Consider the following 15,033-nt stretch of genomic DNA (forward strand, 5'->3'; position numbering starts at 1 on the left):
ATGGGCGACGTTCCTCTCACCATCGCCCAGTACATCGAGCTTCGCGGTGACATCGACCTCGATCTGCTGACCGAGGCCACGGTCCGTACCGGCCGGGAGTTCGGTTCCGGCTTCCTCCGCCTCGTCGAGATCGAGGGGATGCCCTACCAGTACGTCGACAAGTCCCTCGACGACGCCATCACCTATGTCGACCTCCGCGCCGAGAACGATTCCGTCGACGCCGCCGAGAAGTGGATGCGGGCCAACTACAGCGCCCCCGTCGACCTCCTCGAGGACCGCCTCGTCGTGGTCTACCTGCTCCACGTCGGGGAGAATCACTACTTCTGGTTCTGCCGCATCCACCACATCGCGCTCGACGGCTTCGGCGCGATGGCGCTGATCGCACGCATCGCCGAGATCTACACCGCCCTGGTCGAGGGCACCGAGCCGCCGGCCTGCCGCGCGGAGGACCTGGTCCGGATCGTCGAGGACGAGCAGCGGTACCGCAACTCCGAGCGGTTCGCGAAGGATCGCGAATACTGGGCCGAACGCACCGCGCACCTGCCCGAGGCCCCGAGCCTCGCCGGTCGTGCGGCCATGGTGGGCAAGTTCGCGCGGCTCTCCTCCGAGGCACTGCCCGAGTCCACCGCCACCCTTCTCGACGAGGCTCTCGGCGGCAGCAACGCCAGCTCCGCGCCCATCGTGGTGGCCGCATTCGCCGCGTACCTGGCCCACATGACCGACCGCACGGACGTCGTCCTCAGCCTCCCGGTCTCGGCGCGCACCACCGCCACGTTGCGCCGCTCCGGCGGAATGGTGTCGAACATCGTTCCGCTCCGACTCCAGATCACCCCGGAGATGACCGTCCCCGAGCTGGTCAAGAGCGTCCAGATCGAGCTCACCGGCGCCCTGCGCCGCCAGCGGTACCGGCACGAGGACATCCGCCGGGACGCCGGAGCGCCCCAGGGGCAGCGTGGCTTCTTCGGTCCCTCGATCAACATCATGATGTTCCACAGCGAGATCAAGCTGGGGACGGTCACCGGACACCAGAACGTCCTCACCACCGGGCCGGTCGAAGATCTCTCGCTGAACATCTACCAGGGTGTGGCGGGCAGCAAGATCCACATCGACTTCGAGGCCAACCCCAACCTGTACTCGGCGGACGAGCTGGACCGTCACCACAGCCGCTTCTTCGACTTCTTCGAGCGCTTCCTCGGCGCCGGTGACGATGCTCCGGTGTCGGACCTGGCCGCGATGAGCGACGAGGAACGCGGACAGGTCGTGACCGGGTGGAACGGCGATGTCGTGTCGCCGCCGGCGGGGACCGTCGTCGACCTGTTCGACGCCCAGGTCGCGCGCACGCCCGACGCGACGGCACTCGTCTTCGACGGCGAGGAACTCACGTACGCCGAGTTCGACGCGCGGGTGAACCGTCTCGCCCGGACGCTGATCGGCAGGGGAGTGGGTCCGGAGACGAAGGTCGCGCTCGCGATCCGCCGCTCGCTCGACTCCATGGTCGCGATGTACGCCGTCGTCACGGCGGGCGGCGCGTACGTGCCCCTCGACCCCGACCACCCCGCCGAGCGCACGGCGTATGTGCTCGAGAGCGCCCGCCCGCTGTGCATCCTCACGGTCACGCGGGACCACCTCGCCTTCCCTGCCGATCAGGACGTCGTGGAGATCGACGCCCTGGATCTGCGCGGCGTCCCGGCGGGCCCGATCCGCGACGACGAACGGCTCGCCGACCTGCGTCCGGCCAACCCGGCCTACGTCATCTACACGTCCGGGTCCACCGGACGTCCGAAGGGTGTGGCGGTGAGCCACGCTTCGGTTCTGAACCAGGTCACGTGGATCGCGTCGCGCTACGCGCTCGATGCGGACGATGTCGTGCTGCAGAAGACCCCGACGACGTTCGACGTGTCGGTGTGGGAACTGTTCGCCGCACTCGCTTCCGGGTCGCGCCTGGTGATCGCCGCGCCCGAGGGGCATCGCGATCCCGCCTATCTCGCCGACGTGATCGCGCGCGAGAAGGTCACCGCGACGTCGTTCGTCCCGTCGATGCTGTCGGTGTTCGTCGCCGAGGCCGACCGCGAACAACTCGTCAGCCTGCGTGTCGTTCTCGTTGCGGGAGAGGCGTTTCCGCCCGCCGTCGCCACAGCGTTCCGCGCGAAGTCCGACGCCGGGTTGCACAATCTCTACGGCCCCACCGAGTTCACCGTGCACGCCACCGCGGGAGAGGTGGAGCGGGAGACCCTCCACACGATTCCGATCGGCACCCCGGTGTGGAACACCGAGGCGTACGTGCTCGACGGCCACCTCCGGCCCGCTCCCATCGGATCCGCGGGAGAGCTCTATCTCGCGGGAGCCCAGGTTGCGCGCGGTTATGAGGGCCGGCCGGAGCTCACGGCAGAACGCTTCGTGGCCAATCCCTTCGGCGCCGCGGGAACCCGTCTGTACCGAACCGGCGACCTCGTCAAGTGGCGCGTCGACGGCAGCATCGAGTACCTCGGTCGCACCGACTTCCAGGTGAAGGTGCGCGGCCTGCGCATCGAACTGGGCGAGATCGAGGCCGCGATGTCCTCGTATCCCCATGTGGCGCAGTCGGTCGCGGTGGTCCACGACAGCTCCCTGGGGCAGCGGCTCGTCGGTTACGTCGTCCCCGAACCCGATTCGGCGCTGGACGTCGAGGATCTGACGGTCCACGTCGGCCGTGCGGTGCCCTCGTACATGGTTCCCGACGCCGTCGTGGTGATCGCCGAGATGCCGGTCGGCGCGAGCGGCAAGCTCGACCGGAAGGCCCTGCCCGAACCCACGTTCGCGGCGGAGTCCAGTGAGTACGTGGCCCCTCGCAGCACCATGGAGGAGTCGATCGCGGGACTGTTCGCCGAGGTTCTCGGTCTGCCACGGGTCAGTGTCGGCGACTCGTTCTTCGCGCTCGGCGGCGACAGCATCGTCTCGATCCAGCTGGTGTCCCGCGCGAAGGAAGCCGGTGTCCTGTTCACGGCCCGCGACGTCTTCGAGCGCAAGACCGTGGCCTCGCTCGCCGAGGTCGCGAAGTCGGCATCCGAATCGGCGACGGTGCACGTCCTCGAGGAACTGCCGGGCGCCGGTATCGGCACGATGCCGCTGACACCGGTCGTACACTGGATGACAGAGCTGGGCGGCGACTTCCACCGCTTCTCGCAGTCCATCCTCCTGGCCCTGCCGCCGAAGGTGGACCGCGACCGCCTGGTGCGCACGCTGGCGGCCGTCGTCGATCGCCACGACGCTCTGCGTTCGTCGCTTCGCCGCACCGACTCTCCCGCCGGATGGTCGCTGGAGGTCGCGCCGATCGGCTCCGTCGACGTCGACCGGCTCGTCGATCGCGTCGAGTTCAGCGAGGGACCCGGCACCGACTCGTTCGAGGCGCTTGCCGCCCACGCCCTCGAGCGCACGGTGGACACGTTGGACCCGGCGACCGGCAGCGTGGTGCGTTTCGTCTGGTTCGCGCCCGCCGAGGACTCCGGAGATCTCGCACCGCGGGACGGCGAGGACGGCGACAGCGGGGAGGGCGAGAGCACCCCGCAGTCGGGACGACTGCTCGTCGTGACCCACCATCTCGCCGTGGACGGGGTGTCCTGGCGAGTGCTGGTGCCCGACTTCGCATCCGCGTGGGCGCAGATCGCAGCCGGGGCCGACCCGCTGCTCCCGGCGGTCGGCACCTCGGTCCGCCGCTGGGCGCACGGCCTCGCCGACAACGCCCGGAGCGCCCGCCGCGTGGCCGAACTCGACTACTGGCGCACCACCCTCGACGGTGCGGACCCGCTGATCGGTTCGCGGGCCCTCGACGGCCGCGACACGGTCTCGACCACCGGCCGGGTCCGCCTCGAGGTCCCGGCCGACGTCACCGACGGTCTGCTGACCGACGTGCCGCGCGCGTTCCACGGCGGTGTCAACGACGGTCTCCTCACCGCCCTCGCCCTGGCCGTCGCGGCATGGCGCGCGGAACGCGGCGTGACCGAGACCTCGACCCTCGTGCACCTCGAAGGTCACGGCCGCGAGGAGACGGTGCTGCCCGGCGCCGATCTTTCCCGCACGGTCGGCTGGTTCACCAGCATGTTCCCGGTCCGCTTGTCGGCACCCGGTGTCGACGTGCGCGACGCCCTCGCCGGCGGTGCGGCCGCAGGTCAGGCCGTCAAATCGGTGAAGGAACAACTCGCACGGGTACCCGAGCACGGCATCGGCTACGGAATGCTGCGATTCCTCAACGCCGAGACCAGCGCGGTTCTCGCGGCGTTGCCGAGCCCGCAGATCAGTTTCAACTACCTCGGTCGGGTGTCGGTGGGCGAGATCCCCGACGCGTTCCGGGCGGCGGGCTGGGTGCCCGACACCGACACGATGGAGCTGACCGGTACCCGCAACAGCGAGATGCCGGTGCACTTCGCCCTCGACATCAACGCGATGATCGTGGATGTCGAAGGAGAACAGCGACTTTCGGCCACCGTCGACTTCCCCCAGGGTGTTCTCACCGACTCCGAGGTCGGCGAGCTCACGGGTCTGTGGACCCGCGCGCTCGAAGGCCTCGTCGAGCACACGAGGCGGCCCGGAGCCGGTGGCCGGACGCCGTCGGACCTCGACCTCGTTTCCCTGAGTCAGAGCCGGATCGACACCCTCGAGAGTGACTACCCCGCGCTCGCCGACGTCTGGTCGCTGGCCCCGCTGCAGGTGGGCTTGCTGTTCCACGCGTCGCTGGCCGGTACCGCCACCGACGTGTACACCACCCAGCTCGTCATGGACCTGGGCGGATCCGTCGACACCGACCGTCTCCGCCGCGCCGCGGAGTCGCTCGTCGCAAGGCACCCCAACCTGCGCACCGCGTTCGTGACGGGCGACGACGGCACCGGCATGCAGGTGGTCGTCGACCGGGTGGACGTGCCGTGGACCCACGTCGACCTTTCGGCCGCGTCCGAGTCCGAGCGGGCAGCGGAACTCGATGCGCTGATGCTCGCGAACCGGACCGACCGGTTCGACATGACCGCACCGCCTCTGGTGCGTTTCCTGCTGGTCGAGACGGGCGAGGACCGCTACCGGTTCGCGGTCACCAACCACCACATCCTCCTCGACGGCTGGTCGCTGCCGATCCTCATCCAGGATCTGCTGACCCTGTACGCGGTGGACGGCGACGCGCTGGCGCTGCCGCAGCCGCGTCCGTACCGCAGCTACCTGGAGTGGCTGTCCGCGCAGAACCCGCAGGTGCCCGTGGCCGCATGGGCGAAGGCCCTGGACGGTATCGAGGAGCCCACCCTCCTCGCACCCGCGCACGCGGAGACCGCCCCGACGCTCACCCCCGGTGAGCTCGTCATCGATCTGCCGGACGAACTGCTCGCCGACATGACCGCACGCTCGCGCGAACTCGGCGTCACCATGAACACTCTCGTGCAGGCCGCGTGGGGAATCGTGCTGGGCAGGCTGACCGGGCGGGACGACGTGGTGTTCGGCACCACCGTCTCTGGACGTCCGCCGCAGGTGCCCGGCATCGAGTCCATGCTCGGGCTCTTCATCAACACCCTGCCGGTGCGGGTCCGCGTCCGGGCCGGCGACGCCGTCCGCACCCTGCTCGACCGTATCCAGCACGAGCAGACCGAGTTGCTCGATCACCACCACGTCGGGCTCACCGACATCCAGCAGGGACTCGGCCTCGGCGCGCTGTTCGACACGCTGATGGTCTACGAGTCCTACCCGCTCGACCGTGAGGCGCTCACGAAGAGCAGTGACATCGAGGGTCTCCGCGTTCTCGATGTGACGTCCAACGACGCCACGCACTACCCGCTGGCGATCGTCGCGATGACCGACCCGCGGCTGCACCTGACCGCCAAGTTCCTTCCCGAGATCTTCGAGGCCGCCGAGGTCGAGGAGATCATGGCGCGCGTCGTCCGGGTGCTCGGTGCGCTGTCCGGGGACGTCGACGCGCTCGTCGCGGACATCGACATCCTCGCTCCCGGCGAGCGTGCGTCCCTGCTGGCGGCGCACGGCACCGATGCCGTCGCACCGCTGTCGCTGCCGGAGATCCTCGCGGCGACCGCGGCGGAGAACGGTGAGCGCACCGCTCTCGTCGCGGACGGCGAATCGCTCACCTACGCGGAACTCGACGCACGCTCGAACCGGCTCGCCCGGGTTCTCGTCGATCGTGGTGTGGGACCGGAAACATCTGTGGCGCTCGGGATGACGCGCTCGCTGCACTCGGTGATCGGAATGTGGGCAGTGGCCAAGGCCGGCGGCGCCTTCGTGCCCGTCGACCCCCGCTACCCGTCCGAGCGCATCGCACACATGGTCGCCGACTCCGGCGCGATCCTCGGCCTGACCGTGACCGCTCAGCGGGACACCCTTCCCTCGGGCGTCGAATGGCTCGCCCTGGACTCGTCCGAGTGCGACGCGCTGTGCGCACCGAAGTCGGCGGAGCCGCTGACGGATTCCGAGCGGACCGCTTCGGTGCAGCACGACCACCCGGCGTACATCATCTACACGTCCGGTACCACCGGTCTGCCCAAGGGCGTCGTCGTCACCCACACCGGTCTGGCCAACTTCTCCGCCGAGCAGCGCACCCACTACGGGGTGAGCCCGTCGGCGCGGACCCTGCACTTCGCGTCCCCCAGCTTCGACGCGTCCGTCCTCGAACTGCTGCTCGCCTTCGGCTGCGGTGCCACGATGATCGTTGCTCCCGCCGATCTGTACGGCGGTGAGGAACTGCGAAAATTCCTCGCGGACAACGAAATCACCCACGCCTTCGTCACGCCGGCCGCGCTCGCGTCGGTGGAGCCGGCCGGACTCGACCGGCTCGAGGTCGTCGTGGTCGGCGGCGAGGCGTGCCCGCCGGAACTGGTGGAACGCTGGGCGACGGGTCGTCGGATGTACAACGGCTACGGGCCCACCGAGGCCACCGTCATGAGCAACGTCAGCAACCTGCTGGTGCCCGGGAGCCGGATCGAGATCGGCGGTCCCGTCTGCGGTGTCACCGTCTACGTTCTCGACCAACTGCTGCGCCCGGTACCCGTCGGCGTGGCAGGGGAGCTGTACATTGCGGGCCCCGGTCTCGCTCGCGGTTACCACGACCGACTCGGCCTCACTGCCGAACGATTCGTCGCGAACCCGTTCGGCGACAACGGCAGCCGGATGTACCGCACGGGCGACATCGTCCGGTTCGTCGTCGACCACGGGCACCGCGCCGGTTACGGCGTGGAGTACGTGGGCCGCAGCGACTTCCAGGTGAAGGTCCGTGGTTTCCGGATCGAACTCGGCGAGATCGACGCGGCGCTGGTCAAGCACCCGGACCTCGAGTTCGCGGCCACCCTCGGCACATCGATGCCGTCGGGTTCGACCGCCCTCGTGTCGTATGTGCTGCCGACCGCGGGCGCCGCGGTGGACGTGGCCGAGGTGACGCATTTCGTCGGCGACACACTTCCGGCGCACATGGTGCCGAGCGCGGTCGTCGTCCTCGACGAGATCCCGCTCACCACCGCAGGCAAACTCGACCGGAGGGCTCTGCCCGAGCCCGACTTCGACGCCCTGCAGGGCGAGATGATCGAGCCGCGCACGCCCACCGAGGAACTGGTCGCCGGTGTGCTGGCCGACGTGCTCGGGCTCGCGAAGATCAGTGTCGCCGAGTCGTTCTTCGACCTCGGCGGCAACTCGCTCGTGGCGACGAAGGCGGTCGCCCGGCTCAACGCTGCCGCGGGCACCCGTCTGGGTGTGCGCGAGCTGTTCGAGGCGCCGACCGTGGAACGGCTCGCGGTCAAGGTGGCCGAGCAGGCCGGAACGGGCTCCGACCGGCCGGTCCTCGTCGCGCGGCCGCGCCCCGAGCGGGTTCCGCTGTCGATGGCTCAGCAGAGCATGTGGCTGATGAACCGGTTCGACACGGCGTCCTCGGCGTACAACATCCCGCTCGCCGTGCGTCTGTCCGGTTCGCTCGACATCGACGCGATGTCGGCGGCCGTGTCGGATGTGCTCGCGCGGCACGAGTCTCTGCGGACCGTGTTCCCCGACTCCGGCGACGGCCCGTACCAGCAGGTCGTCGACACCGAGCAGGTTCCCTTCGACCTGACGCCCGTCCCGGTGAGCGAGGCCGAACTCCACACGGCCCTCACCGAATTCGCCACCGAGGGATTCGACGTCACGGTCGCGCCCCCACTGCGTATCCGGTTGTTCGCCACGAGCGAGAGCGAGTTCCTGCTCGTCCTCGTCGTGCACCACATCTGCGCCGACGGGGCATCGATGTCGCCGCTCGCGCGCGACGTCATGGTCGCGTACAGCGCGCGCACCGCCGGTGCCGCTCCGCTGTGGCAGCCGCTGCCGGTGCAGTATCCCGACTTCGCGCTGTGGCAGCGCGAGGTCCTCGGCGACCCCGCCGACACCCAGTCGCTCGCGGGCAAGCAGATCGCGCACTGGGCCGACACCCTCGCCGGGGCACCCGAGCTGATCGATCTTCCGCTGGACCACGCACGCCCGGCCAGGCAGTCGATGCGGGGCGATTCGATCGACTTCGCGATCACCCCCGAGTTGCGGCGCGGCCTCGAGGCGGTCGGCAAGGAACGCGGTGCCTCGCTCTTCATGGTGACGCACGCGGCGTTGACGACGCTGCTGTCGCGGCTGAGCAACAGCGACGACATCACCGTCGGCACCCCGCTCGCCGCACGCAGCGATCAGGCGCTCGACGACCTGGTGGGCATGTTCGTCAACACCCTGGTCCTGCGCACCCATGTGCGGCCGGGGGATTCGTTCGCCGATCTCGTCGAACGGGTCCGCGAAGGCGACCTGGCCGCGTTCGGCAATTCCGACGTGCCGTTCGAGAAGATCGTGGAGGCACTGCGGATCCGGCGCTCGGCGGCGTACTCGCCGCTGTTCCAGGTGATGCTGTCGTTCCAGAACAATCGGATGGATGCGCTCGAACTGCCCGGGCTGACCGTGCGCGTGATCGAGGACATGGCGCAGGGCGCCAAGTACGACCTCACGTTGACGATCACCGAGAAGGCCGACGAGTCGGGTGAACCGGCGGGCCTCGGCGCCCGGTTCACGTTCGCCACCGACCTGTTCGAGCGCAGCACCGCGGAACGGATCTCCGAACGGTTCGTGCGGATCCTCGAAGCCGTCGTCACCGATCCCGATGTCGCTGTGGGCGACATCGACATACTCACCGAACACGAGAGAGCAAAGTTGAGCCAAGCGCGACCTGCCCGCACGATGACAGTTCGCGAGCTGCCGCAGCTTCTGGCCGCTGCGGTCGAGGTCGCCCCCGACGCCGTCGCGGTCGCCCACGACGGTATGCAGGTGACGTACCGCGAGTTCGACGAGCGGCTCCGCTTGATGTCCGCGCCGCTGTCGGAGCGGGGGATGGGTCCGGACGCGATCGTCTCCGTGGTGCTGTCCGGTCTGGTTCCCACGATCATGATGGCCCCGCCGTCCGAGGACGGGAAGGACGGCTTCGGCACCATTCTCGACCAGGTCATCGCGGACGCGCACGCCCTGGTCGGCGACATCGAGATCGCCGCGCCTGCACCGGAAATCGTTGCGACACCGGAGGCGGAGGTCGCCGAAACGTCGGGATGGCCGCTCGAACTCTTCGTCACGCGCTGGCAGGAGTGGGTCGAGCGCGACCCGCAGGCCCGCGCCGTCGTAGCGGGCGGCGTCGAGACCACCCGCGGCGAATTGAACCGCCGGGCCAACCAGCTCGCACGCGAACTGCTGTCCCGTGGTGTCCGCCCCGACGACGTCGTCGCACTGCTCACCCCCCGTTCGGTCGAATGGGTGATCGGGATGCTCGCCACCTGGAAGGTCGGCGCGGCGTACTCCCCGTTCGACCAGAAGTGGGGAATGGAGCGGATCACCGGCCTCGTCGAGGACAGCGGCACGCGGACCGTGGTGGCCACCCGGTCCTGGAGCGGGCTCACCGATGCACCCACCGGGAACTCGGCGCTCGACGACCCGATCGTGCTCGACGACCCCGAGACGGTGCGCCACCTCGAAACGCTGGACGGCACCGACTTCCCGCACGACCCGTGGTCGGACGACCATGCCGGCCAGCGCCTCGGACACGTCATCTCGACGTCGGGGTCGACCGGACGGCCCAAGCCCACGATGGTGCCGATGCTGGGCCTGTCCAACAACTATCAGTCGTACCAGTGCGACCTCCGGGTGAAGGACGGCACCGGACTACTGATTGCGAATTCCCCGCTGTTCGACCAGACCCAGAAGAACATCTGGGTGGGTCTCGCGTACGGCGGTGTGCTCCACCTCGCCGACGACGGCTTCGATCCGGGACCGATTCTCCGCATGATCGGCACGGGCGAGGTCCAGATCACGAACCTGGCACCCAGTGCGTTCGAGGTTCTGACGGAACTGGATACCGACGGTGTCCTGCCCAATCTGAAGGTCGTCCTCCTCGGCGGTGAGATGCTGCGGCCGGCAGCCTGCACGGCGCTGATCGGCACGGACTCGCGGCTCCTCAACAACTACGGTCCGACCGAGGCATCGGTCACCTGTTCCTCGTACGAACTGGACCTCTCCACCGAAGACGCCGAGTCGTGGCCCGTTCCGTTCGGCGCCGCGTTCCGCGGTGTCCGGTACCACGTGCTCGACGGCCGGATGCGCCCCGTGCCGCCGGGAGTGACCGGTGACCTCTACATCGGCGGCCAGGTCCTGGCCCGCGGGTACGGCAACATGTTCGGCACCACCGCGTCACGATTCGTGGCGAACCCGTTCGAGGGGCCCGGTGCCCGCATGTACCGGACCGGTGACCTCGTCCGCGAGCGTGCCGACGGCGGGCTCGTGTTCGTGGGACGCAGCGACTTCCAGGTGAAGATTCGCGGTCTCCGGATCGAACTCGGCGAGATCGAATCCGCACTCAACGCGACCGACGTGGTGCAGAAGTCGGTGGTGGTCGTCCACGACAGCCAGCAGGGTCCCAGGCTCGTCGCATACGTCACCGCGACCGCAGGCGCCGAACTCGACGTCGATGCGACGCTCGACGGATTGCGGCACGTCCTGCCGTCGCACATGATCCCGGACACGGTGATGGTGCTCGACGAGATGCCGCTCAACGCGAATCTCAAAGTCGACCGCAAGGCCCTCCCGGAGCCGGTTTTCGCCACGAGCACGGTTGAATTCGTCGCACCGCGCACCCCGCTCGAAGAGGTCGTCGCCGGCATCTTCGGTGACGTGATCTCCGCGACGCGGGTGAGTGTCGACGAGTCGTTCTTCGATCTGGGCGGCAACTCACTCAGCGCCACCCGTGTCGCTGCCCGTGTCACGTCCGCGACCGGCACCGAGGTCGGGATCCGTGATCTGTTCGACGCTCCGACCGTTGCCACCCTCGCGAAGCTCGTCGAGGACCGGGCCCACCACGGTTCCACCCGGCCTGCACTGGTCGCGGGCGAGCGCCCGCGGGAGTTGCCGCTTTCGCTCGCGCAGCAGCGGATGTGGTTCCTCAACCGTTTCGATCCGTCGTCGCCGGCGTACAACGTTCCGCTCACCGTGCGACTGCGCGGCGAATTGGACGTCGCCGCGCTGGCTGCGGCGCTCTCCGACGTCGTCGCGCGGCACGAGGTGCTGCGGACCGTGTTCCCGGACTCCGATTCCGGTGCGCACCAGGTGATCCTGCCCGTCGCCGGCATCGACCTCGCTCTCGATCCGGTCGACGTCCGCGAGGACGACCTGCGGGACCGGATGTTCGAATTCGGTTCCACCGGCTTCGACGTCACCGACACGATCCCGGTCCGGGCCCGCCTGTTCCGGCTCGGCGCGACCGACCACGTGCTGGTGCTGGTCATGCACCACATCGCGTCCGACGGCGCGTCCACGCTGCCGCTCGCCCGCGACGTCATGACGGCCTACGCGGCCCATCTGGAGGGGACACAGCCTGCGTGGCCGGCGCTGCCGGTTCAGTACGCGGACTACGCGCTGTGGCAGCGGGACGTTCTCGGTTCCGAGGACGACCCCAATTCTTTGGCCGCGGCGCAGATCGACTTCTGGTCGAAGACCCTCGCGGGTGTGCCCGACGTCCTGGCCCTCCCCACCGACCGGCCCCGCCCGACGGTGCGGTCGATGGCAGGCGCCTCCGTCGGCTTCTCCGTCGACGAGGACACCCACCGTCGTCTCGGTGAGGTCGCGCGCGCACACAACGTGTCGCTGTTCATGGTGCTGCACGCGTCGCTGTCCGTGCTGCTGGCACGGCTCAGTTCGAGTACCGATATCGCCATCGGCACCGCTGTGGCCGGCCGCGGTGACCAGGCGCTCGAAAACCTCGTCGGCATGTTCGTCAACACACTGGTGCTGCGGACCGAGGTCGAGCCCGGAACGTCCTTCGCCGAACTGCTCGAGCAGGTCCGCACCCAGGACCTCGCCGCGTTCAGCCATCAGGACGTCCCGTTCGAGCAGTTGGTGGACGCCCTGAAGCCGACCCGGTCGACGGCGTACTCGCCGCTGTTCCAGGTCGTGCTGACCCATCAGGTCAACGGCATCCCGTCCCTCGAGTTCGCCGGACTCGAGGCGACACCCGGTGCCGTGGACGTCGAGTTCAGCAAGTTCGACCTCACCGTCGACCTGCGCGAACTGTGGTCGGACGAGGGCGCGCCCACCGGGATCACCGGTGTCCTCGGGTTCGCCACCGAGATCTTCGACGCGGAGACCGTGCAGGGCTTCGCGGACCGTTTCGTGCGGATCCTCGCCGCCGTCGCAGGCGGCGGAACCGACGTCGCAGTAGGGGACATCCCCATCCTCGACGCCGAGGAGACCCAGGAACTGACACCGGTCCGCGGTATCGATGGCACCCCGCCCACGACTCTCGTCGAACTGCTGTCCGCGGCCGTCGCCGCGAATCCCGACGGTGACGCGGTCGTCTCGGGCGGCGAGAGCATCACCTACCGCGAGCTGGACGAGCGCTCGAACCGTCTGGCGCGCATCCTGATCGAGCGCGGAGTCGGCGCGGAGACGTTCGTCGGGCTCGGCATCACCCGCTCGATCGCGTCGATCGTCGGCATCTGGGCCGTCGCCAAGAGCGGCGGCGCCTATGTGCCGATCGACCCCCGGTACCCGGACGAGCGCATCGCTCACATGGTCACCGATTCGGGTGTGTCGCTCGGGCTTTCCGTGAGCTCCGAGGTCGGCCGGCTTCCGGCGGACGTCGACTGGCTGGTCCTCGACAGCGAAGACTTCGAGAACGCCGCCGAGCGGTACTCCACGGCCCCCGTCGCGGAGGCGGAGCGTCGCACGGCGGTGACACCGGCCAACAGCGCCTACGTGATCTACACGTCCGGCACCACCGGGCAGCCCAAGGGTGTCGTCGTGACGCACCGGGGTCTTGCCAACTTCGCGGCCGAACAGCGTGAGCGTTACCAGGTGACGACGGACTCGCGGACGCTGCACTTCGCGTCGCCGAGCTTCGACGCGTCCGTGCTCGAACTGCTGCTCGCGGTCGGTGCCGGTGCCACGATGGTGATCGCTCCCACCGACGTGTATGGCGGACCCGAGTTCGCGAAGTTCCTGCGCGAGCAACGCGTCACGCACGGCTTCGTCACGCCTTCGGCGCTGGCGTCCGTGGATCCGTCCGGGCTCGACGACTTCCAGTTCGTCGTCGCCGGCGGCGAGGCCGTCCCGGCGGAACTCGCGGCCCGCTGGGCACCCGGACGCTCGCTGTTCAACGGATACGGTCCCACCGAGACCACGATCATGACCAACATCAGCGACCCGATGGCCGCCGACGGCCCGGTCACGATCGGTGGTCCGATCCGCGGCACCAGCGCACTGGTCCTCGACGACCGGCTCCGCCCCGTTCCGGTCGGTATCGCAGGTGACCTCTATCTGTCCGGTCTCGGACTCGCCCGTGGCTACCACCGGCGCACGCCACTGACCGCGGGACGCTTCGTCGCGAACCCGTACGGTGAGCCGGGCGACCGGATGTACCGCACCGGCGACGTCGTGCGCTGGACGAAGGACGCGGACGGCGCGCTGACCGTCGACTACGTCGGCCGCTCGGACCAGCAGGTGAAGGTCCGCGGATTCCGCATCGAACTCGGCGAGATCGACGCGGTGCTCGCCAAGCACCCCGCCGTCGACTTCGCCACGACGTCTGTCCTGCCCGGACCGTCCGGGGATTCGGTCCTCGTGTCGTACGTGCTCCCGGTGCCGGGCGCCGAGGTGGACGTCACCCGGATGCTGGACTTCGTGGGCGAGTTCGTGCCCACGTACATGGTGCCGTCGACGATCGTGACCCTCGACGCCATCCCGCTCACCCCGGTGGGCAAACTCGACCGCCGCGCCCTGCCCGAGCCCGAGTTCCTGGCGGAGGACCGTGAGTTCCGTGCCGCGAGAACCGCTCTCGAGCAGCGGGTCGCCGCGGTGTTCGCGGAGGTGCTCGGTGTCGACGTGGTCGGTGCCGACGACTCCTTCTTCACGCTCGGCGGAAACTCGCTCGCTGCCACCCGCGTGATGGCGCATATCAACGAGGCCGTCGGCATCGACGCTCCGGTGCGCGAGATCTTCGAGGCTCCCACGGTGGCGCAGCTGGCGCGCAGGCTGGAAGAGCTCGGTGTGGACGGCGGCGCGCGTCCGCCCCTCACCGCCGGACCGCGTCCGGACCGGCTGCCGCTGTCTCTGGCACAACAGCGGATGTGGTACGCCAACCGGTTCGATCCCGAATCGGCCGAGTACAACATCCCGTTGGCGCTGCGGCTCACCGGCGCACTGGACGTCGACGCGCTGCGGTCGGCGATCGCGGATGTCGTTGCCCGGCACGAATCGCTGCGCACGGTGTACCCGGATTCGGTCGACGGCCCCTACCAGGTCGTCCGGTCCGCATCCGACACGAAGTCCGGGCTCGACGTCGTCCGCGTGGCCGACGAGCAGGAACTGCGGGAGCGGGTCGTCGCGCTGGCATCGGCCGGCTTCGACGTCACCGCCGACGTGCCGGTGCGCGCCGCCCTGTTCGAACTCGGGGAACGCGACCACGTCCTCGTGGTCGTGGTCCACCACATCTCGGCGGACGGTTCGTCGATGGCCCCGCTCGCACGGGACTTGTTCGGCGCCTAC

The 15,033-nt window shown here is 69.2% G+C and carries 1 protein-coding gene (running past one end of the window); it reads left to right on the forward strand.

What is annotated here, in order from left to right:
- On the forward strand, positions 1 to 15,033 hold the beginning of the coding sequence (locus FND50_RS13010) for a non-ribosomal peptide synthase/polyketide synthase (protein ID WP_260850977.1). It continues 18,693 nt past the right edge of the window; 15,033 of the gene's 33,726 nt are visible here — the first part of the coding sequence; its start codon is at positions 1 to 3; its stop codon lies beyond the right edge, outside the window.

Source organism: Rhodococcus sp. WB9, from assembly GCF_007558985.1.
Taxonomy (GTDB): Bacteria; Actinomycetota; Actinomycetes; order Mycobacteriales; family Mycobacteriaceae; genus Rhodococcus_F; species Rhodococcus_F opacus.